Source organism: Corynebacterium sp. HMSC072D12 (assembly GCF_001813925.1).
Taxonomy (GTDB): domain Bacteria; phylum Actinomycetota; class Actinomycetes; order Mycobacteriales; family Mycobacteriaceae; genus Corynebacterium; species Corynebacterium aurimucosum.
Genome location: NZ_KV814421.1, coordinates 1 through 21,416, shown reverse-complemented (window position 1 = coordinate 21,416; position 21,416 = coordinate 1). Strand labels below are relative to the sequence as shown.

Below are 21,416 nucleotides of genomic sequence, written 5' to 3'. Positions count from 1 at the left end.
GCCATGACAACTGTCATCACCGATTGGTGACACCTCTTCTACGCTGCAAATACTTCACAGCCATAGCGTGAAGATATGAGCACAACACCTACACTCCCGCCGGCCGTAGATGTCAGGGGCGTCGGCAAAGTCTTCAACGCATCCTCCCGAGAACCTGTTCCAGCGCTTCACGATGTCTCCCTCACCATTCAACGGGGTGAAATCGTCGGTTTGCTGGGTACGAATGGCGCTGGCAAGACCACGCTCATTGACCTCATCCTTGGGCTCACGAGTCCAACTTCAGGGACAATTAACGTGCTCGGCACCTCGCCAAAGGAAGCAGCGAAGACTGGACGCATCGGCGCGGTCATGCAATCCGGCGGCTTACTCCCAGATATCACGGTGAAGGAAACCCTCGAGCTCCTTGGCGCGGCTTTCCCATCCCACCGCCCATTAAAGGACATTATTGAGCGCGCGAACTTAGGCGATATTCTCTCGCGCCGGGTGGGGAAATGCTCCGGCGGCGAGCAACAGCGTGTGCGGTTCGGCTTAGCGCTGTTGGGGGATCCGGAGCTGTTGCTTCTCGACGAACCCACGGCCGGCATGGATGCCGCGGCTCGGCGTCACTTCTGGGAGGCCATGCACCACGAGGCTGAATCCGGCCGGACCATCGTCCTTACTACTCATTACCTTGAGGAAGCAGATTCTTTTGCCCAGCGCATCGTCATGCTCAACAAGGGCGAGGTTCAAGCCGACGGCTCCACGGAGGAGATCCGCAAATCTAACTCCACCCGGATTATTCGCGCCACCTTTCCCGATGGGCTGCCTGATTCCCTCTTGAGTGCTGATCTTCCGGGAGTTGTCCGCCTAGAACGCACCAAAACTGGCCTCACCATCACTACACGGGACTCTGACGCTGTGGCCCGCTTCCTGCTCACTAAAACTGCAGCTCGCGATATCACCATCGCTGGCCATAGCTTGGAGGATTCCTTCTTGGAGCTTTCCAACGCATCCCCGACTACCGCCAATCTTTAAGGAGACAACCACCATGAGCACACGCATGGCATCACCCAACCTTGCCGCCACGCTACGGTACGCCGGTCACGACCTCAAGCGATTGCGCCGCGACCTACCAACGCTCTTCTTTAGTATTGGGCTACCGATCATCTTCTACATTCTCTTCGGCGCGATGCAAGAATATGGCGACGTTGAGTTCAACGGCGGAAACGTTGCTGCCATGGTCATGATCGGCATGGCGCTCTATGCCGGTGCCACAGGTGCTGTAGGCGCTGCTGGCTCAATGATCGCAGAGAACCGCGCGGGGTGGGGCCGGCAATTGGCTCTTACTCCCCTGCAGCCTGTCCAGCTGGGAATCGCTCACTTCCTCAACATTGCGGTTCGAGCTATCTTGCCTATCGCCGCCGTTTTCATCACTGGGGCGCTGACCAAAGCCAACATGCAGCTGGAACAGTGGGTGCTGGCTTTTCTTGCTACCGTAGCCTGCGCCATCCCCTTCGGCTTCTACGGCATGGCTTGGGCCATGCTCATTCCATCGGAAAACAGTGTGTCCATTGCTTCCTCTAGCATAGTCATCCTCGCCTTTGCCGGAAACGTCTTCATGCCGCTCAAGGAAAACCTTCTTGACGTAGGACGCTTCTCCCCCATGTACGGCGCACAAGCTCTTGCTCGTTGGCCGCTGTCTGAAGGAGCTCAAATGATCAATGGCCATCAGCTTTTTATCAAAGATCCTCTCTGGTACGCATGGGTTAGTATCGCGGTATGGACAGTGGTTTTCGTCGGGACGTGCTTACTTCTTCGCAGCCGCGACAAAGACCGAGCATGATGCACAGCTTCAAGGCCCGCGATGCCGCCTTCGCCGCAGTCTGGCTGATATTTCTCCTTCCTGTACTGCTGCAAATCCTCTTCCAACCCACTACTTCTGCAGGACGGCGTTTCTGGGCAGTGGCAATCACCGTCGTCTTCTGCGTGGCCTATTCTCTTGCTTTCGGAACGTTGCACTCCTACCCACAGGAGTGGTCCTACCAGCGTCGCGTAGCTACGTGGTGGCTCATCCTCGCACTGCTAGCGCTTTTAGCTATTCCATCTCACGGTGTCTGGGCTGTGGTCTTCGCGCCCTACCTTGGGGCCTTAGTGTCCTTCACACAACCGCTCAAAACAGCGTCCACCATCATTGCCCTGACCGGTGCCGTAGTTGGTATCCCTCTTTGGTTTTACGCGGAGCAGCGCTTTATCGATTTCGCACTCATCCTCTTCGGGTGGCCGCTGCTCATCTTGACGCTGGGCACTTTGTCCCAGCGCGATGACACTGAAACCGCCTTGCGCCACGACTTGGATTTAGCTCAACAACGTGAAGACATCGCCGCAGATATTCACGATCTCCTCGGTCATACCCTCACGGCTATTAATCTCAAGTCAGAAGTAGCCCTCCGCCTGATCGACCATGATCCGTCGACAGCAGCCGCCGAGCTCGAGGAAATTAGCGCTCTTTCAAGGCTGTCCCTTGCAGAGATCCGCTCGACAGTTACACGGATGAAGAACCCCACTTTTGCCGGTGAGATCCAGGCGGCCCGCCGCATCTTGGACACTGCCGGAATCACAACCCACCTTCCCGATACATTTACGCAGCCCCAGTCACATGAGGATCTTTTCTCCTGGGCACTGCGGGAACTCACCACCAATGTGGTGCGGCATTCTGGTGCCACGGAGTGCTGGGTAACCCTAGACGAAAACTCCTTGCAAGTGACGGATAACGGCGGCGGCTTCACGGAGGACGCTAAGCAGGCGCTTGCCGCCGGCCTCACAGGCCTTGCTGGCCTTCGCCGCCGTGCTGACGACGCGGGCGGCGACCTCATAATCCGGCGTAGCGACGGCTTAACCTCTGTCCTCTTGACTCTTGAAAACACCACCGAGGTAAAGGAGTTTCAGCAGCCATGACAGTTTCGATCCGAGTTCTTATCGCCGAAGACCAGTCACTGGTCCGCGGAGCGCTCACTGCACTGCTCAACACCGAACCGGACATAGAAGTCGTAGCGGACTGCGCTTCCGGGACAGAGGTCGCTGCACTCGTCGCTAAGCACAGCGTTGACGTGGCTCTACTGGATATTGAAATGCCCGGCATGAACGGCATCGATGCGGCACAAACTATCGCAGATACTGGCTGCCGCAGCCTTATCGTCACCACATTCGGGCGCTCTGGTTACGTCAAGCGTGCGCTCCAGGCAGGTGTCGATGGCTTTCTGGTCAAAGACACCCCGCCCGACGAACTCGCTGATGCCATCCGCCGAGTCCATTCCGGTATGCGAGTCATCGATCCGCAGCTTGCTCAAGATATTCTCTTCTCCCCCGACAATCCTTTGAGCGAAAGAGAAGTAGAGGTCTGTCGCCTACTGCTGCGTGGGCTCGGCTCCGCCGACATCGCTTCACAGCTTCACCTCAGCGGCGGGACCGTGCGCAACCACGTCTCCGCAATTATGGCGAAGACGCGGGCAGCAAATCGCTTCGAAGCTGCACGGCGAGCCGAAGCTAATGGCTGGATTTAGGAGGGACTTAGAGCAGGATCTGCGCGAGCACAGAACCGACTACGCAGGAGGTAACGACAGAGATGGCGCCGGGGATGATGAACGAGTGGTTGATGACGAATTTGCCGATGTGTGTCGTACCGGTTCGGTCGAAGCCAATGCAGGCCAAATCGGAGGGGTACGTCGGCAGAATGAAGTAGCCGTAAGCAGCACCGTAGAAGCCCACGATGACCGCTGGGTCAATGCCTAGCTGGAGCCCGATGGGAGCAATAGCTACGAGTGCCGCAGCCTGGGAATTGACCAGCTTAGACACGATAACCAAGACGACAGCGTAGGCCCATGGAGCGGCTTCGACGACGCTGCCAAGGTTGGATTCCAGGGCATCGATGTGGGCTTGGAAGAAGGTGTCTGCCATCCAGGCCACGCCGAATACTGAGAACACTGCGGTCATACCAGCTTTAAAGACAGGAGTTGAGGCGATCTTCGCCGGTTCCACCTTGCAGCTCAGCAAAATGATGGCGCCGGCCACCAGCATATTCATCTGGATGACCAGGTTCATTGGGTATAATGCCAGCGTAACGGCCATACTGTTAAGAGAGCCGCACCGCCCCAACAGCAATCAGAAAGTCAACTAACCAGACATCTCATCGGCGTTGACGGCGCTCGCGCACGCGCACCGCGATGCGCACAGGCGAGCCATGGAATCCGAAGCGCTCGCGGAACTTGCGCTCCAAGTAACGGCGGTAGCCCGCATCCAGGAAGCCGGTGGTAAACAACACGATGGTCGGCGGCTGCGTGGATGCCTGGGTAGCGAACAGCACGCGCGGGAGGCGGTTATTGTTCATCGGCGGCGGGTTGGCGGCGATTGCCTCGCGCATCCAGTTGTTGAGCTGACCAGTCGACACGCGCTGATCCCAGCTCTCGAGAGCCTCGATCATGGCGGGTTCCAGCTTCTGCAGGGCGCGGCCGGTCTCCGCCGAGATATTCACGCGGGTCACCCACGGCAGGTGCCGCAGGTTCTCATCGATCTCGCGCTCCAAGTAGTAGCGGCGATCCTCATCCACAAGGTCCCACTTATTGAAGGCAATAACCAGAGCCTTACCGGCTTCCAAAATCATATTGAGAACGCGTTGGTCTTGCTCGGAGACTTCCTGGGAGGCATCGATAAGCATGATGCACACCTCGGCCGCGTCGATCACGCCGCGCGTGCGCAGCGAAGCGTAATACTCGTGCCCCTGCGCATTCTTGACCTTCTTGCGCAGGCCCGCAGTGTCGATGAACTTCCATAGCCGCTGATCCAGCTGCACCAAGGAGTCGACCGGGTCGACAGTCGTGCCGGCAGCATTGTCCACGACGGAGCGCTCCTCCGCCGTCAGCTTATTCAGAAGCGAGGACTTACCCACATTTGGCTTGCCCACCAGCGCTACGCGGCGGGGCCCAGAAGTAATCGAAGAATGGCGCGGTTCCTCAGGGAACAAACGCAGAATCTCATCCAAGACGTCGGCGCCACCCCGGCCGTGCTGGGCGGATACCGGCCACGGATCTCCCAAGCCCAGCGCGTAGAACTCGGCCATATCTGCGTACATCGTCTCCGAATCAAACTTGTTCGAGACGAGAATGACCGGAACTTCGGAGCGCTGCAGCTTTCGAGCCATCACAGCATCGGTTTCCGTGATGCCCACCTTGGTGTCCACCACGAACACGATGACATCGGCGGTCTCCATAGCCTGCTCTGCTTGGCGGGCGATGGCAGCGTGGATGCCCTTGACATTCGGATCCCAACCACCGGTGTCCTGAACGAAGAAGCGCTGGCCATTCCAGTCCGCCACGTAGGACACACGGTCACGGGTCACACCAGGATGGTCCTCCACCACTGCTTCACGGCGGCCAAGGAATCGGTTCACCAGGGAAGACTTGCCCACGTTCGGGCGGCCGACCACGGCCACAGTGCAGAGGTTTTCCTCAGTGTGCTCCTCGCCTACTCCGAAGGCATGCGATAGTGCTGCCCATTCCTCTTCGCTCAGCGGGGCATCACCTTCGGTCGGTTCGTCTTGCTCACCGAAATCAGCTTCGCCGAATTCCGAATCATCGAATTCTGACTCGTCAAACTCATAATCGAAGTCCTCGGAATCGAAATCTTTTTGCGCCCAGCCGCCGTGCGGATCGCGCACGACCTCTTCCTCGAGCTTGCCTACCGGGTAATGAAACTCCGTCTCGAATTCTTCCGGCTGCTGCTCGGGATTCAGGTCCGGATTCTGCGGTTCATTAGTCATTCGAGGCCTCCTTTGCAGCAGATTCTTTCACGACGGCGATGAGTGCGTCGAGGACTTCCTCACGGGTCATCTCGGACGTATCGACGAGCACCGCGTCCTCAGCTGGGCGCAACGGCGAGGTGGCGCGGGAGGAATCTGCGGCGTCGCGCCGTTCGACGTCGGCAAGCACGGTGTCAAAATCCGATTCAATGCCGGCGGCGAGGTTCTGGTCGTGGCGGCGCTGCGCGCGGACCTCGGCACTGGCCGTCATATACGCCTTCGCGGGGGCGTCCGCGAGAACGACAGTGCCGATGTCACGTCCTTCCACAATCGCGCGGTGGGCCTGTGCCGCCAGCTTCCGTTGCAGTTCAACAAGGTTCTGACGTACTTCCGGGATTGCCGATACCGCCGAGACATTGCGGGTGACCTCATCCTCACGGATAACGCGGGAAACGTCTTCACCATCGAAGATAACCTGGGTGGAATCAGGGTCATCGGAGACCTCAAGGGGAAGGTCTGCAGTCGCGGCAATCACCGCTTCAGTATCTGCCGGGTCCACCCCTGCGCGCAGTACAGCCAGAGTAGCTACGCGGTACATGGCCCCAGTGTCGACATACTTCGCCTCAAGCCGCTTGGCCAGCGCACGGCACGTCGTGGACTTACCGGTCCCAGAGGGGCCGTCAACAGCCAAGATGAGGCCTTGATCGGGCATATTTGAAATCATTACATCCCCACCGCCTTGTACAGGCTGGTCAATTCATTGGAGTTAAGAGCACGCAGGGAGCCAGGCTTCATATCGCCCAGCTGTACTGTGTGAAGCTTGGTGCGCACGAGGCGCTGAACTGGGTAGCCGGCTTCCTTCAGCATGCGGCGAACGATGTGCTTGCGCCCCTCGTGCAATTCGACACGCACCAGCGAATAGCCCTGGTTCTTGTCCACGATTTGCACATAGTCTGCCTGTGCCAGGCCATCTTCCAATTCGATGCCCTCACGCAGTTGGCGAACCAACTTCTTATCGGCCTCCCCCAGCACGGTAGCCAGGTAAGTCTTAGAAACCTCGTACTTAGGGTGCATGAGGCGGTTAGCAAGCTCGCCATCATTAGTCAGTAAAAGTAGGCCCTCGGTGTCAGCATCGAGACGCCCGACGTGGAATAGGCGTTGACCTGCCACGACGCGGTCAGCCACGACATCACCCACACAAGGCCGGCCCATGTCATCCGACATGGTGGACTGCATCCCGCGGGGCTTGTTGAGCACGAAGTACTGTGTCTCTTCGTTGACGTTGATGCGGGTGCCATCAACTCGGATGACGTCCTTGTTGGGGTTCACACGGGTGCCCTGCTTGATGATGACCTGGCCGTTAACTTCGACTCGGCCCTCATCGATCAGGATCTCAGCGTGGCGGCGCGAAGCAACGCCGGCCTTGGCCAACACCTTTTGGAGGCGTTCGCCCTGATTCTGGGAATTCTTCTTGTTGTTGGCGCCTACCAGCCAATCCGCGCCTAGGTCTCGGGCGACGGAATCTGCGGTGGCCTTCTTCTTTACATGCTGGTGGCGAGCCGGCTTAGCGTTCGAGACGATCATGTCGCTGTCACGCTTTTTCTTTTCCGGTGTGCCGTCGCGGCGAGCGGGTGGAGTCACGGGAGTGTGTCCTCTCGATAGTTCTTCAATTTGCTGGGCGCGAAAACACGCCTCTGTCCGGCCGCAATCCTACCGCAGAGTATGCCCTTATGAGTAGTCCTCCTCGATCTGCTCGATGTCTGGCAACAGCGGAGCAAGATCCGGAAGGCGCTCAAGAGAATCAATGCCGAGTAGCTCGAGGAAAAGCTCAGTGGTTTCATACTGGTGCGCATGTCCCACAGAGGGCTCAGGGCTTTCTATCTCCCGAATAAGTCCACGCAACAAGAGCGTCCGGACAACTCCATCAACGTTAACGCCGCGAACACCTGCGACTTGAGCTCGGGTTACCGGCTGGCGGTATGCAATGACCGCCAAGGTTTCCAGGGCGGCGCGGGAGAGTTTGGTTTGGGTGCCATCGAGAACAAACTGCTCGACGGCATCTGCGTTCTCTTTACGCGTATAGAAGCGCCACCCCTCGGGTGTCTCGCGCAGGTCGATTCCGGAACCACGCTCGGCCAGTTCTCGTTCCACAGCCCGCAAGGTATCGCTGACAACAGTGGGCTCCGCGTCCAACACGCGGGCCAGCTCTTCCACGCTTGCAGGCGAGTCGACGACGAGGAGTATCGACTCGAGGCGTGAGCGCAGCTGCGGGATGAGGGGCAAAGCTCCCTGTCCGCTGGAGGTGGCCGCTTCGCTAGGTGCCGGAGATGACGTGTCGTCCATGTCTCGGTAGCGTACCTTAATCCCAGTTCGCTGCTGCGACTACGGCCGGATCTACGTCGAGTCCAGTCCACGATAGTTCGAGCGGCCCCAAAGATTCCGGCTGGGAAGCATCCACCGCCTTGGCTTTATATAGCTCCAGCAACGCCAGGAAGCGGCCGACGATTTCCATAGAGACAGTACAGTCCCTCGTTAAGGCATCGAAGCTCATCCACTGCCCCGTACCCAGCAGCTTGAGCGTAGTGAGGATCTTTCCAGCCTGCTCCGGCACGGAAACGGCAACTTGGTGGATGTGCCCCGTCGCGACCTCCTCCGGCGGTTTAGGCCGGAAAACACCTGCGGCCAGCTCTGCGAAGCTCGCTGGAGTGTGCCCAAGCTTCACCGGCGGGAGGAGATCACTAAAGCGTTCCTCCATGGCCACCGCCCGCGGATAGCGCCGCTGGGCAGCACGTTGCCACTGCGCGAACTGGTCGGCGACTTGTTTATAGGCCTTATACTGAAGCAGACGCGCGAAAAGAAGATCGCGGGTCTCCAAAAGCTCTAGGTCCTCCACGTCATCAACCTCGCCGCGCGGTAACAAACGCGCCGCCTTCAGGTCTAGGAGTGTGGCGGCGATAAGGAGGAACTCCGTAGTCTCATCCAAGTCCGCAGTTTCTCCCAGTGCACGTGTATAAGCCACGAACTCGTCAGTAACTTCAGACAGCGCCACTTCCGTAACGTCCAGCTTCTTTGCCTGAATCAGCTGGAGCAGCAGATCGAAAGGGCCCTCGAAGTTGCCCAGCGCGATGCGAAAGCCGGTGATCTCCGGTTGGGTCATAGTAGGCGGCTAGCCGTTAGCCCGCTCAATGACCTCTTTAGCTAGGTCGCGGTACTGCTTGGCCGCCTGGGAGCTCGGGGCCCACGTAGTAATGGGCTCGCCGGCGACAGATGTCTCAGGGAAACGCACGGTGCGGGTAATCACCGTATCGAAAACCTTGTCACCGAAGTACTCCACCACACGGTCCATGACCTCGCGCGCGTGACGGGTGCGGCGATCAAACATGGTGACCAGAATACCCATGATCTCGAGGTCAAAATTGATTCGGTCAGCCACCTTCTCCACAGTATCGGTCAACAAGGCGAGACCACGCAGGGAGAAGAACTCACATTCCATAGGAATGATGACGCCCTGCGAACAGGCCAAGGCGTTGACGGTCAGCAGGCCCAGGGAGGGCTGACAGTCAATGATGATGAAGTCATAGTCCTTGCGCACAGGGCGCAGCGCGCGGGCTAGAGTGTGCTCGCGGCCTACCTCGTTGACCATCTGGATCTCCGCGGCGGACAAGTCGATGTTGGCTGGAACAAGGTCGAGCCCAGCCACACCGGTATGCACAATCGCCGAGTGCACCGAGACCTCGCTGTCAAGCATGACGTCATAGATGGTGTCCTGGATCTGGTCGTGAGTCAGGCCCAGACCAGCCGAAAGAGCACCCTGAGGATCCAAGTCAACGAGGAGGACTTTACGCCCGAGCTCCGCCAAACATGCGCCCATGTTAATGGTGGACGTGGTCTTTCCCACGCCACCCTTCTGGTTGCACATGGAGATAATCGTCGCGGGACCATGCTTTTCCAACGGCTTTGGTTCCGGAAGCTCCCGCAGTGGGCGGCCGGTCAACCCGACCTGTGCTTCTGAGGCCTCAAACAGTCCCTCGTCGCTCACAGTCACACCTGCTTCCTTGACCTTACGGCCTCTCTGCGGCCTTTCCGCTTCGACACTGCAGCCCCGACCGGCGCTACATTCTTACATCCTTGTGATTATAGGGTACCCCTTGGGTGCCCGCGCCGCGATTATAGCTAGCACAAACCACAGAATAAACCCTGCAGCCTAGATTAAGAAAGCTCTTCCTTCGATGTCGAACGGCGCCTTTTCACGATAAACCCGACGATGAGAGCGATGATCCCGATGCCCACAATGCCCGCTGCGAGCACGCCAGCTCCCACTTTCGAGCTATTCTGATCCTCGCTGTCAGACTCGTTAGCGCCATCAGAATCGAGCTGCTGCTCCGGCGGTACCTCACCAGCGTTCTCACGAGTCGGATCCGTAAGCGTCACTACCAGCTCCGCGGACTGAGTGTCCTTATTAAAGAACTGCATGATGAAAGGATTGTCAGGCTCCGTACCTTCTGGATAGGTCAACGTCATTGTGCGCGAGCCTTTATCAATCTCGCGCTTCACGCCTTCCACAAACTCGCCCTCCGCATTGAGGTAGCGCAGCGTGACCCCGTCATCCTCGAGATGCTTGAAGCGGTTGTACAGATCTAGAGCCTGCTTGAAGCCAAGCTTGGCGGTAATTGTCTGTCCGTCGATCGTGGATTCCAGGTTGACATAAGCCGCGTGGGAATCATCGACACCCTCCCAGCCGCGGCCAGTGCGCGGAGGACGCGCTTGGCCTTTTCCACCGCCATCCGTGGCAGGTGCCGAGCCGCCGGTGGCAGGATCACTTCCGCCTTCTTTTTCATCTCCGCCTGTGCCACCCTGTGGATCTCCGTTATCCCCGAGACCATCCGCACCACCTGGGTTCTGCTGTCCCCCTCCGAGGCTGTCCGGATCACCACTTTCAGCCGCGTCATTGAGTTCCTCGGCAGTTACCTCAGCATCTGCCACGAGCACGATAGTCATGGTCACGCCCTGGTAGGTAACCGGAACACTGATTTGTCCTCCAGCTGCCGGCGCGGTCACCGTTGCCGTACCACCAGAAGCGCTCACATTCCATCCATCGGAGGCCACGTTGACATCGACAGGCACAGGCAAGGAGACGGTTGTCGTCTGACCAGCCGGCACCGGGATGGTGGCATCTTGCGCGTGCGCAACCGCCGACCCAAACCCAGCTATTCCACCCTTCCCGCTCACGGGGCCGGCGACGATACCGGACAGCGGGGCTACGGTGATCGCGAAGGCCAGAGCCATCCCGCGATAAGCTCGGGAGAAAGATGCGGTTGAAGCCATAAGAATCCTTTTCATTGGTAGACGTCGTGATGATTCTAGGTGCCTTTAGGCACGTGGGTGCGCAGTGCGCCATACTTCGCGGAGCGAATCCGCGGTCACGTGCGTGTAAATCTGTGTTGTCGTCACGGAAGAATGTCCCAAGAGCTCCTGCACGGTACGTACATCCGCCCCGCCTTCTAGCAGGTGGGTAGCAAAGGAATGCCGCAAAGTGTGCGGAGAAATTTTAGTGCTCAAGTGTGCGCGCTGCGCTGCGGTCTTGATCGCGGCCCAGGCGCTTTGCCGTGACAAAGCCCTTCCCCGAGTGTTGAGGAATAAGGCGTGGGAGGCCCCCGTTGCCAAAACCGGTCGGGCACGCACCAGGTAGTTCTCTACCGCTTTCACCGCATGCGAGCCCAGCGGAACCAGGCGCTGCTTATCGCCCTTACCGCTCAGCAGGAGAATATCGCGCACCGACGTCGGTCCCTCACCCGTCACATCATCCACACTCAGCGAAATCACTTCGGAAATACGGGCGCCCGTTCCATACAGCATTTCCAAAAGGGCGCGATCCCGAATATCAATGGGTGTTGCGGATTCATTGGTGGGGATCGCGTTGAGGAGAGCCTCGACGTCGTGCACGCTGAGTGTCTCTGGCAACGCTTGCGCCCGCTTGGGCGGGGTCACTTCCGCAGCCACATTCGCCTCAATCATCCCCTCCGCTAGCGCAAACTTGTGCAAGCCGCGCGCCACAATCAGTGCGCGGCTAGCAGAGGACTGCGCCAAAGATTCTCGGAGAAAAACGAGGTAGTTTTCCACGTGCGCGCGGGTCACCCGGCGCAGATCCGTGATGCCGGATTCCGCGAGCCAATCAACGTAGCGATTGATATCTCGGCGGTAGTTGCTCACCGTATTCTTTGAGGCACCTTTTTCCACCATGAGGTGCATCAACCACGCTTGTCCAGCAGCTGCGGCGGGGCTTGACTGCGTCACAGCTTCTTCAGATCCGGTCCGGGGCGCCGTTGCGCTAGGGATTGCGGGCGCAGCTCGAAGGGCGCTTCGACCGAGCGCGCTGTGCGTCCCTCTTGCACGCAGGCATAAGCTGCGAGAATTCCCGCCACCGCAATCGAGTTCACGATCTCCCCCGCGAGGATTCGCTCGACGGCCTCTGCGAGGGGCACCCAGGCGAAATCCATGTCGGCTTCTTCATCGCCTTCGGCTGCGAGCTTCTCCACGGGGGACAGGCCACGCGCTAAGAAGACGCGCACGGCTTCCTCACAGAAGCCCGGGGAGGTCACCAGATCGGTCAACACTGCCCATTCCTCGGCGGCTAACCCGGCCTCCTCCTGGAGTTCGCGTTGCGCGCCGCTGAGCTCATCTTCATCCTTGACGTCGAGCAATCCGGCTGGTAGCTCCCACAGGCGCTTGGCGACGCTATGGCGGTACTGCTGCACCATGGCGACCCGGTTGTTCTCATCCAAGGCCACAACGGCGACAGCGCCGAGGTGCTCTACAATCTCGCGTTGCGCTACGACCTCCCCTGGCATGATGACGTCATCGCGACGTACGGCGATGATGGGAGCGTCGACAAGCATCTCGCTACCTACCGTGCGAAAATCGTGGGACATCTAGAGGTCCTTCGGCAGTGCCGGAGCTGCGCCTTCAGCATTCGCCGCAGAACCGTAGACGCCCTTACCGCCATCCAGCTGTTCCTTCACCGCCAGGACTGTCGCCATCTGGGACACTGGGTGATCAATAGAATCCACAGTGCTGATTCCTGTCTTGGCGGCACGCAGCTTATCCAATACTCCATCATCGCCGGCAGACTGCACTCGACCGGCATAGACCATAGCGGTGTCTACGGAATCAAAACCTTCGAGGAATTTGACGGTGGTATCGATAGCGTACTTCTTGGCAGGGCTGTCCGCATCATCCCCTGGGACCAAGCCGCCGCCCACGACAACGACTGCTTGGGCTGGAAGAATAGTCCCGTCTTTGTAGTCGATATAGCCGGCATCGCGCAAGGCACGAAGCAAGGTGGCCCGGTCCTCAACGCTGGCAAGAGGCTGGGTTGTTTTAGCATCCATCAGCAGGCCCGCGGCGAGAGCTTGGCCGGAATGAGTACCGGCGTCGACTTTCTTTTTGTCGAGCTTCGCGCCGGCCGGCAAGGTAGAGGTGACGAGGGACAGGAGCTTGTCTGCCGAATCTTGGGCAAGGAATTTATCGGTCAGCTTGATGCTTCCGGCATCGGTGGAATCCGCCGAGCCCAGCAGATCCTTCACGGCCTTAACATCGGCATCATCAGCATCGGGCATGCTCAGCACCATGACTGGGCGCTGGACTAGGGTTCCATCGACTACGAAACGGCCGAGTTCGCCCATGACGGAATCCGCAGAGTCCAGCTGAGCCTCTGCAATTTTATTGTCCAGTACCAGCTCGCTGTACTTTTCCCGCACCTCATCTGTGGATTCACCGCCGGGGCCAGGGGCAGAATCCATGTTGGGGGCAATCACCAATGTGCCAAGTGCAATGCCTAGTGCTGCGCCGAAACCGAGCCCGGCAACGACGAGGGATTTAGGAGACATCATCACTTGAACCACCCCTGCACGCTCAGTGCGAAGTTATTCCAGGTATCGATCAAGTTCTGGAGGAAGGATTCATCGCCACCCAAGCCGACGATCAGAATAACCACAGCAAGCGCCACGAGAATGCCGAGCAGCGCCCACAGCCACCCCATAGCGCCGGAATTCGGCGCAGTATAGAGGTTAATAACAGCGTCCGCATCCACGAGGCGCGTTCCTGCCTTCATGTGGCACAGCAAGGCTGCCGGCGTAGCATTCGGCTCATTGGCGAAGATGTCATCGAGGTCGAGAGCTCCCCCTACCTGCACGATCATCTGGGCCTCGTGGTAGTCCGCTAACAGAAGGGCAAGGTCGGTGGCTGAGTCCGTAGCTGCTGGGAAAGTCATCGCCCCGATCCCCAGATCCTGAATGCGCTCGAGCCCTTCAGCGGTTCCGTCTGGCTCAGCGGGAAGAATGACCTGGGCGCCGCTGCGCAAGGTTTCCGAGCTCACCTCGGAGGGATTTCCCACGATGAAGTGAGGCTGGTAGCCCAGCTCTACCAACGTATCGGCTGCAGAATCCACGCCGATGATGATGGGTTCATACTCGCGGATGAAATTACGCAGAAGTGTTAGCTTCTTACGGTGTTCCTCGGAGGGCGAGACCACGAGTACTTTACGGCCAGCCATGTCGGAACCCGCATCGGGTACGCCTAGGCCGTCGATGAGCAGCGGCCCCTCGGAGTGAATGAACTCGATGGAGTTGCCGAAATATGCCTCCATGTGATCGATGAGTTCCTGTTGAGCAGAAGCGAAATTCTTCTCCGCCCGGTCACGAGTAACTACCGTTCCGGAGGACAACTGGGTATCGCCAGAATAAATCGCTCCGTCCTCAGTAAGTCGAGCCTTCTTTCCATCCTTGAAGTTACTCACGAAGTCTTGACCGACGCCTTCAACGAGGGTGACATCGGCGTCGAGAAGCATATGCGGGCCATAGTTCGGGATAGAACCAGTGGAAAACTCGGCGACGTTGATAACGGCGGCCGGCTTCATGTCCACGAGGGTCTGGGCCTCTTGGCGGGAAATATTGGCGGCGTTGATGACGGCGAAGTCACCGGCGCTAAACTTCTTCATGCCCTTGCCACCCGGGGTGCAATCACGCAGCGCGCCGTGTTCTCCAGGCAGATCGGTGTTACGGGAAAACAGACTCATGCCTGACAGTTTCCCCTGTTAGGCGCTCAATGTGTGGAAGGCGCGCGGAAAGTCTCCACTTCTGCTTGAGCTCTATCGAAAAGCTCCTGAGCGTGCGCGCGACCGGTCTCGGTGTCATCGAGACCAGCGAGCATACGAGCGAGCTCCTCGACGCGCTCCTCAGGGGTCAAATCCGCCACGCCTGACGTGAACTTCTCTTTGGACACATGCAGGTGCGAATCTGCATAGGCAGCTACCTGGGGCAGGTGGGTAACGCAGATGACCTGGTTGGTAGTCGAAAGCCGTGCTAGGCGACGCCCAATTTCCACCGCCGCACGCCCTCCGACGCCGGCATCCACCTCATCGAAGACCAGCGTGGTGCCGTCGCCACTGGCCAGGACCACCTCCATAGCCAGCATGACGCGGGAAAGCTCACCTCCCGAGGCCGCGGAAGCTAGCGGCTTGCCGTTGAGTTGGAACTCAACCTCATCCGCGCCAGTTTTGGAATATTTGGCCTTCTTTACGGCGACCGTCAAGGTGGAGTTGGGCATGGCCAAGCCGTGGATCTCTTCGGAGACCTGGGTGCCCAGTTTCTTCGCTGCCTTAGTACGGGCAGCAGTGAGTGCTTCTGCCTTGGCCACCATCGTCTTTTCGGCCTCCATTACGTCCTTCTTCAAGGCTTCGAGGGCTTCGGTGGAGGTATCTAAGGTCGCAAGTTTCGCTTCAGCGGCGTCCCGCCAGGCCAAAACTCCATCGATGTCAGCGGCATACTTGCGCGTGAGGAGCTTAAGCTCCTGCTGACGTTGCAGAGATTCCTCAAGGAGGTTGGGATCCGCGGGCAGATCGCTTAAATACGTGGTGAGCTCGGCAGCGATATCGGTCAGCTGCGCGGTGACTTCACCCAACCGCTCTCCCAGCCGGGTCAGCTCGGCATCGCTCGCCCCATTTAGTGCCGATTCAGCTGCGCCGACAAGATTGACAGCAGTGTCCTCATCACCAAAACCTTCTCCACCGTCCACAGCGCTCAGAGCAGTAGCTGCGCCTTCACGCAAAGCATCGACGTCCTGCAAACGCTTAATCAGGGTCACGAGCTCAGCATCCTCACCAGGCTCCGGCTCGAGATCAGAAATCTCCTTGATGGCAAACTGCAAGCGGTCCACCTCTTGGGCCATCTCACGACGGGACTCCATCCGGTGCTGGTAGTCCTTGGCCAATGCGCGCCACTTCCTAAAAGCCTCGGTATACGCAGTACGGAACTTCTCGATGGAAGGCTCGAAGCGATCGATGGCGGCCAACTGTTGATCAGCCGACAGCAAGCGCAGCTGGTCATTTTGTCCATGCACAGTGATGAGGTGGGAAGCGAATTCCCCCAATGTCGCCGCCGGTACCGAACGCCCACCCAGGTACGCGCGTGAACGTCCCGCCGCAGACACCGTGCGGGAGGCGATATATTCACCGTTTTCATCCGGCTCTCCCCCTGCGTCCTCGACCAACGCCGCCACAGCCAGTGAATCGGAGGAAAAATGACCTTCCACAGCCGCCTTCGCGGCCCCATCGCGCACGCGTGAGGCATCAGCGCGACCGCCAGCCAGCAGGCGTAGTCCAGTCACAACCATGGTCTTACCGGCGCCAGTTTCACCGGTAAGCACGGTAAGACCCTGCGAAAGCTCCGCAGCGGAGCTTTCGATAACGCCGAGGTCAGAGATGCTGATATCTACGAGCACAGTGCGGTATCTTCCTTCCTGAAAACGCGCTAAGGCAGTTAATGCCGCGGTCCGCGCCAGCCTTCCACGGGAAGGCGGAGCTTGGACACGAGGCGGTCGGTGAAGGGCTGCTGGTCCAAGCGAACCCAGCGCACGGGCCTTTCACCACGCACGATTTCCACGCGCGAACCCGGCGGCATAGAAATCTCACGGAAACCATCGAGGATTACCACGGCCGGAGTCGTAGCCGAGGCCGATTCGACCGCCACCTGCGAATCCGGAGAAACTACGAGTGGTTTAGTAAACAGTGCATGCGCATTGTTCGGAACCACCAGGATGGCATCGAGAGAGGGCCACAAGACGGGACCACCCGCTGAAAAGGCATAGGCCGTAGACCCCGTCGGAGTGGAGATAAGAACACCATCACACCCAAAAGCTGAGACTGGGCGCCCATCTACCTCGAGGATGGCATCGAGGACCCCCGAGCGGTTGAGGTTCTCAATGGAGGCCTCATTGAGCGCCCAACTACGCTCCCGCAGCTCGCCTTCCGAATCAAAGACGCTCACGTCGATGGTCAAGCGGTCTTCGACGTCATAGGACTGCTCGATGACGCGCACAAGCGCACGGTCTAGGGACTCCGCTTCCCATTCTGCGAGGAAGCCCACGTGCCCCAGATTGATGCCTAGGACGGGGACGTCTACTGCGCGTGCCATGTCGGCAGCGCGCAAGAACGTGCCATCACCACCGAGCACGAGGACTAACTCACAGCCTTCGGCTGCCGCCGGGGTATGCCGCACGTGCTGCAGCCCAGGGAGAACGGTGTCCGCTCCGCAAACGCGTACCTTGATGCCAGCCTCCTGCAGCAGCTCTGCTGCACGGTGTGTGGCAGCGAGGTTGTCCTCGCGGCTAGCGTGCGGGACAAGAAGAATTTCGCGGCGAGTGGCGCCCTCCGCGGCACTAGTCCTGCTCACTGGGGTCCTTCCTTGATTGCCGTGTCGATGAGTACATCCAGCTTATCTTCTGGGGTGGACAAGCCATCCTTGACCAACCACAGGAAGTATTCAACATTGCCGCTTGGTCCAGGTAGTGGGGATGCCGCCACGCCTTTGACGCTCAACCCGAGCTCTTGGGCGAAGACAGCCACGTCCTTAGTCACTTCCGCGCGAAGCTCAGGCGAGCGCACTACTCCGCCCGCCCCAATCCGGTCCTTTCCTACTTCAAACTGAGGCTTGACCATGGGTAATAACCATGCGCCATCAGCCATGCATTCTACGATTGCCGGAAGTACCAGCTTTAGGGAGATGAACGAAAGGTCACCCACCATAGCGTCGCAAGGCCCATTCGTCTGTTCAAGAGTCAGGTTGCGAATATTGGTGCGGTCAAGCACAGTAACGCGCTCATCATTCTGCAAGCGCCACAATAGCTGTCCATAGCCCACGTCAACAGAAAGCACTTCTGCGGCACCGTGGTGCAAACAGACATCAGTAAAACCGCCGGTGGACGCCCCCGCGTCCAAGACACGCTTGCCCTTGAGGTCCACGTCGAAAGCCGCGAGCGCACCGAGGAGCTTGTGCGCACCACGCGACGCCCAATCATCACCCTCGCTGGCTTCGACCTTAATCGACACCTCAGGCTCGACCACTGTCGCGGGTTTCGTAGCCTTGAAGCCCCCAACCGTCACCCGACCAGCCTTGATCATCTCAACGGCTTGTTCTCGTGAGCGCGCAATCTTGCGGCGCACCAATTCTGCGTCAAGGCGGCGACGTTGCGGTGGCATGATTAGGTCCTCTTTCCCCTAGATTCCTTGGCGATTCGCGCTAATTATCTTGGAGCGCATCGCGCAACACGGTATGAGCGCGGTCCAGCTGGGCTAGCTCTTCCTCAAGAGTCTCTGTCGGCTCGGTGAGAATCTCGGTGATGGACGCATTGAGGGTCTCTGGAGCCAACACTGCGCGTGGGTCATGGGGTTTTACTGCCATGTGGATACTACCCTCTCCGCGGCTTCGCTCCGCGGCTGAATGTAGCGCGGAGGCTCAGAGCCTGCCCAGGCTACTTCCAAAACGGTACGCAGTGCCTCGACCGACGTAGACTTCTCGTTACCGCCTTGCAGAACGATGTCATAGCCGTCAAAACGTGCTCTAAACCCGCCCTGGGCGCCCGGACGCGCTTGCGCTTCCGACAAGGAAAGCTCGTGGAATCCGGCACCAATGAAATTCGGACGCTCCTCCGGTGTTGCTTCAATGAGCGCCAGCTCACGAGACACGCCTGTCAGCACGTGGAAGGTATCCATGGCCGCATTGTTGCCGCCGACGATATCGGTGTCTAGACGGTCACCGACAGCCAGGGGTTTGGTCGACCCCACCAGCTTGGCCGCCTGCGTAAACATAGCGGGCTCCGGTTTGCCTGCAGAAATAGGTTCAACACCGGTGGTCGAAACAACGGCCGCGACGAGCGAGCCATTACCCACAGCCATTCCGCGCTCCGTCGGCAGCGACGTATCCAGGTTCGAGGCATAGTATTTGGCACCTTGATTGATGGCGAGCGCACCTTCAGAGAGCTGCTCCCACCCCACAGACTTATCCATGCCCTGCAGCACGGCGGCAGGCCGATCATCGGCGCTGTCGACGACGATGAAACCTGCGTCCCGCGCGAGCGCGCGGAAGGAGTCTGCGCCAATAACAAGGACCTTCGCGCCCGCGGGCAGATCTTCGCGCGCGATTTTTATTACAGCTTGGGCTGAGGTGACAACGCGATTGGCATCAGCGTCCAGCCCGATCTCACCGAGCATGTCTGCCACGGTCTGGGGGCTACGCGACGCATTGTTCGTCACATACACCGCGGGAATGCCACAGGAGTTAATAACGTCAACGACGCATTGAAGGGCCTGTCCGCCTTCCCACACGGTCCCGTCAAGATCCAATAGCAACGAATCGTGAGTTTTGAGAATACTCATTATTTACACTCGGCCAGACGCTCCGCGGCGTCGGTCCAGTCTCCTTCGTCAATCTCGATAGCATGCTGGAACCATTCCCGTGCCTCATCCTTACGGCCGGCCTCCAGCAACGCATTCGCATAGGCATAAGCAAGACGGCACGCGGAGACACCCTTGGCGTCCTTCGTGGGCTGCGCACGTTGAATCGTGACCACAGCGGAGTCTGCTTGGTCCATGTCCAGCCGCGCGCCTGCAGCGACAATGGCCAATTCGATAGCGTCCTCCGGGGCGAGTTCCTTAGCGTCCTCGCTACGCCACAGCTCGACAGCCTTCTCTGGGCGGCCGAGACCGCGCTCGCAGTCAGCCATCACCGCCATCAGACCTGGACCACCAGAAATACGGCGTGCAGCGCGCAGCTCTGCGAGAGCTTCCTTCCACTCACCTGCACGATAAGCGGCGATACCGTTCATCTCTCGAGCAACCGAGACACGACCGGCACGATCCTTCGCTGCGCGCGCATGGCGAAGCGACAGCTGTGGATCATCATCAAGCCAGGTTGCCGCCATGATGAGGTGCTTAGCCACAGCTTCAGAGTTCTCCTTCGATAGCGAGGAGAGGTCCTGCAGAACCGAAGGATCGAGATCAGTGATATCGATATCAGAAGGCAGATCCGGGTCCGTCATGCGGCGGTTGATACGCTCCTCACGGTAGCCCGAACGTTGCGGATGAGAGGCCTTGTTCTTATCACGACCGTGCCTCTTAGGATTATTGCGGCGAGGGTTAGCACCATCGCGGCCGCCTCGACGATCACCGCGACGCTCTTGACGACGCCCCGATGCGCCGCCACGCTTTTCAAACTTCCGGCCACCAGAGCGGCTGTTTCCCCGGTTGCTTTCCGAGAAACCTTCGCGGCCACGCCCGTGGTCGCGGGAGTTAGATTCAGACATTAAATCCATGCACTTTCTGCGGTAGACGCGTCCGTATGTACCGAACCAGTCTACAGGTCAGCTTCGCAAAACCGGCAATACACTGGCTGGTAGGCGAAACGGGCCGCAACCACCGTTTGACGTCTAAGACTCAGGAAAACCAAAAAGCATCCAGCCTCTCCAGTGACCAATCATGCCGCACGCGGTCCAAGCCAGCAGCCACCTGGGCAGCGGAGAGTCCATGTTCCACGCTTCCGAGCTCCAATGGCTTGCCGCGGACGACAGCCCAGAATGTCCAGCCATTATTGTGAATCGCGTCAAGCCGAAGACCCTTCCGGTCCCGCGCCAAGACTGCGCCTTCCTCAATCATTCGGTCTGGGCTCAGACCTTCCACCAACACCTTGAGCATCCGGGATTCGCCGCTCGGCGCCACGACAACAGCTTTTGCGGTATAAAAATGACCCTTCTTTCCAGTATTTCCGCTCTTGCTGTCGTAGAAAAAGCTGCCGAGGAGGACTGGATAAAAGTCGATCCAGCCTTTCTTCCAAGCCTTATTAATCCTAAAGGCCAACAGCATATGCCGGGCCACGAGGAAAAAGAGGTAAAGCAACAACCCGCCAAGGAGAAGCGCCAATAGCCCTGGAACCTGCATGCTATTCAAGAGCAAGCCAAAGAACAAGATAAAACTTGCTATCAAGGCTATCGCCCCGAAAAAGACCAGCCCATCGCGAATAGCGCGCATCTGAGGAACTCGTGCCTCGGACTCGAAAACGGGACAAAGGTTATAGGGGGAGGGACTATCGTTCTCTCTGCAATAGGGTACGGACTTCAGATCGCTGAGGAAGACTGGGTTATAAGAATGCCTAAAAAGACTCGGCGATTGTGGAAACCTCATCGCTAGCTCCTCAACGACCCCTCAGGACGAAGTGTGTACACGGACATCATTCTAGTTCGTGAGCGTGATAAAGGTCCGCAACACAAAAGTGCAGACGTGGAAGTACAGACCTGCAGCGTGACTGATCAGCAGGCCCGG

At 58.7% G+C, this 21,416-nt stretch carries 22 protein-coding genes and 1 pseudogene; 4 read left to right on the top strand and 19 right to left on the bottom strand.

Annotated features, from left to right (window positions below):
- Positions 1-75: 75 nt before the first annotated feature.
- Genes HMPREF2943_RS11950 through HMPREF2943_RS11935 form a run of 4 tightly spaced genes read left to right on the top strand, consistent with a single transcriptional unit; the run spans position 76 to position 3,539 of the window.
- The gene (locus tag HMPREF2943_RS11950) at positions 76-1,014 is read left to right on the top strand and encodes an ABC transporter ATP-binding protein (protein ID WP_070644628.1); all 939 of its coding nucleotides are present in this window, start codon (positions 76-78) and stop codon (positions 1,012-1,014) included.
- A gap of 13 nt (positions 1,015-1,027) precedes the next feature.
- Entirely contained in the window at positions 1,028-1,822 is a 795-nt protein-coding gene (locus HMPREF2943_RS11945; protein WP_070445115.1) for an ABC transporter permease, read from the top strand.
- Complete coding sequence (locus tag HMPREF2943_RS11940; RefSeq protein WP_070445112.1) at positions 1,819-2,934, top strand: sensor histidine kinase; 1,116 nt, start codon at positions 1,819-1,821, stop codon at positions 2,932-2,934. The genes HMPREF2943_RS11945 and HMPREF2943_RS11940 overlap by 4 nt, the downstream gene beginning before the upstream one ends.
- On the top strand, positions 2,931-3,539 hold the full coding sequence (locus tag HMPREF2943_RS11935; RefSeq protein ID WP_070445109.1) for a response regulator transcription factor: 609 nt from the start codon (positions 2,931-2,933) through the stop codon (positions 3,537-3,539). The genes HMPREF2943_RS11940 and HMPREF2943_RS11935 overlap by 4 nt, the downstream gene beginning before the upstream one ends.
- A gap of 7 nt (positions 3,540-3,546) precedes the next feature.
- Here HMPREF2943_RS11935 and HMPREF2943_RS11930 read toward each other — a convergent pair.
- From HMPREF2943_RS11930 to HMPREF2943_RS11845, 19 genes and pseudogenes are all read right to left on the bottom strand, one after another.
- A pseudogene (locus HMPREF2943_RS11930) lies at positions 3,547-4,077 on the bottom strand (anaerobic C4-dicarboxylate transporter family protein); the annotation flags it as partial.
- Between the two features lie 85 nt (positions 4,078-4,162).
- The gene (gene der / locus HMPREF2943_RS11925; RefSeq protein ID WP_070445106.1) at positions 4,163-5,791 is read right to left on the bottom strand and encodes a ribosome biogenesis GTPase Der; all 1,629 of its coding nucleotides are present in this window, start codon (positions 5,789-5,791) and stop codon (positions 4,163-4,165) included.
- On the bottom strand, positions 5,784-6,494 hold the full coding sequence (gene cmk / locus HMPREF2943_RS11920) for a (d)CMP kinase (RefSeq protein WP_070711848.1): 711 nt from the start codon (positions 6,492-6,494) through the stop codon (positions 5,784-5,786). Before cmk ends, der begins: the two co-directional genes overlap by 8 nt.
- Positions 6,494-7,411, bottom strand: a complete 918-nt coding sequence (locus HMPREF2943_RS11915; RefSeq protein ID WP_070711844.1) for a pseudouridine synthase — start codon at positions 7,409-7,411, stop codon at positions 6,494-6,496. The genes cmk and HMPREF2943_RS11915 overlap by 1 nt, the downstream gene beginning before the upstream one ends.
- A gap of 87 nt (positions 7,412-7,498) precedes the next feature.
- Complete coding sequence (scpB, locus tag HMPREF2943_RS11910) at positions 7,499-8,113, bottom strand: SMC-Scp complex subunit ScpB (protein WP_070711842.1); 615 nt, start codon at positions 8,111-8,113, stop codon at positions 7,499-7,501.
- A gap of 16 nt (positions 8,114-8,129) precedes the next feature.
- On the bottom strand, positions 8,130-8,927 hold the full coding sequence (locus tag HMPREF2943_RS11905; protein WP_070711839.1) for a segregation and condensation protein A: 798 nt from the start codon (positions 8,925-8,927) through the stop codon (positions 8,130-8,132).
- Positions 8,928-8,936: 9 nt separating this feature from the next.
- Entirely contained in the window at positions 8,937-9,815 is an 879-nt protein-coding gene (locus HMPREF2943_RS11900) for a ParA family protein (RefSeq protein WP_210386006.1), read from the bottom strand.
- Between the two features lie 164 nt (positions 9,816-9,979).
- Positions 9,980-11,095, bottom strand: a complete 1,116-nt coding sequence (locus tag HMPREF2943_RS11895; protein ID WP_070711836.1) for a hypothetical protein — start codon at positions 11,093-11,095, stop codon at positions 9,980-9,982.
- A gap of 45 nt (positions 11,096-11,140) precedes the next feature.
- Positions 11,141-12,019, bottom strand: a complete 879-nt coding sequence (gene xerD, locus HMPREF2943_RS11890) for a site-specific tyrosine recombinase XerD (protein ID WP_070445087.1) — start codon at positions 12,017-12,019, stop codon at positions 11,141-11,143.
- A 41-nt stretch (positions 12,020-12,060) separates the two neighbouring features.
- Positions 12,061-12,699 (bottom strand): NUDIX domain-containing protein, encoded by a 639-nt coding sequence (locus HMPREF2943_RS11885; protein WP_070445084.1) that lies wholly within the window; start codon positions 12,697-12,699, stop codon positions 12,061-12,063.
- Entirely contained in the window at positions 12,700-13,659 is a 960-nt protein-coding gene (locus HMPREF2943_RS11880; RefSeq protein WP_070711833.1) for a copper transporter, read from the bottom strand.
- Entirely contained in the window at positions 13,659-14,843 is a 1,185-nt protein-coding gene (gene steA, locus HMPREF2943_RS11875) for a putative cytokinetic ring protein SteA (protein ID WP_070445078.1), read from the bottom strand. The genes HMPREF2943_RS11880 and steA overlap by 1 nt, the downstream gene beginning before the upstream one ends.
- A gap of 26 nt (positions 14,844-14,869) precedes the next feature.
- A complete protein-coding gene (gene recN, locus HMPREF2943_RS11870) occupies positions 14,870-16,546 on the bottom strand; it encodes a DNA repair protein RecN (protein ID WP_070445074.1) in 1,677 nt (558 codons plus the stop codon).
- A 38-nt stretch (positions 16,547-16,584) separates the two neighbouring features.
- Positions 16,585-17,496 carry an NAD kinase gene (locus HMPREF2943_RS11865; RefSeq protein ID WP_070445071.1) on the bottom strand — a complete coding sequence of 304 codons (912 nt, stop codon included), beginning with the start codon at positions 17,494-17,496 and terminating at the stop codon, positions 16,585-16,587.
- Positions 17,493-18,302 carry a TlyA family RNA methyltransferase gene (locus HMPREF2943_RS11860; RefSeq protein WP_070711830.1) on the bottom strand — a complete coding sequence of 270 codons (810 nt, stop codon included), beginning with the start codon at positions 18,300-18,302 and terminating at the stop codon, positions 17,493-17,495. The genes HMPREF2943_RS11865 and HMPREF2943_RS11860 overlap by 4 nt, the downstream gene beginning before the upstream one ends.
- Before the next feature lie 40 nt (positions 18,303-18,342).
- A complete protein-coding gene (locus HMPREF2943_RS12550; protein WP_168165683.1) occupies positions 18,343-18,504 on the bottom strand; it encodes a hypothetical protein in 162 nt (53 codons plus the stop codon).
- A complete protein-coding gene (locus tag HMPREF2943_RS11855; protein WP_070445064.1) occupies positions 18,495-19,478 on the bottom strand; it encodes an HAD-IIA family hydrolase in 984 nt (327 codons plus the stop codon). The genes HMPREF2943_RS12550 and HMPREF2943_RS11855 overlap by 10 nt, the downstream gene beginning before the upstream one ends.
- On the bottom strand, positions 19,478-20,404 hold the full coding sequence (locus tag HMPREF2943_RS11850; RefSeq protein WP_070711829.1) for a tetratricopeptide repeat protein: 927 nt from the start codon (positions 20,402-20,404) through the stop codon (positions 19,478-19,480). The genes HMPREF2943_RS11855 and HMPREF2943_RS11850 overlap by 1 nt, the downstream gene beginning before the upstream one ends.
- Before the next feature lie 130 nt (positions 20,405-20,534).
- Positions 20,535-21,125, bottom strand: a complete 591-nt coding sequence (locus HMPREF2943_RS11845) for a hypothetical protein (RefSeq protein WP_246817317.1) — start codon at positions 21,123-21,125, stop codon at positions 20,535-20,537.
- Positions 21,126-21,416: the final 291 nt, after the last annotated feature.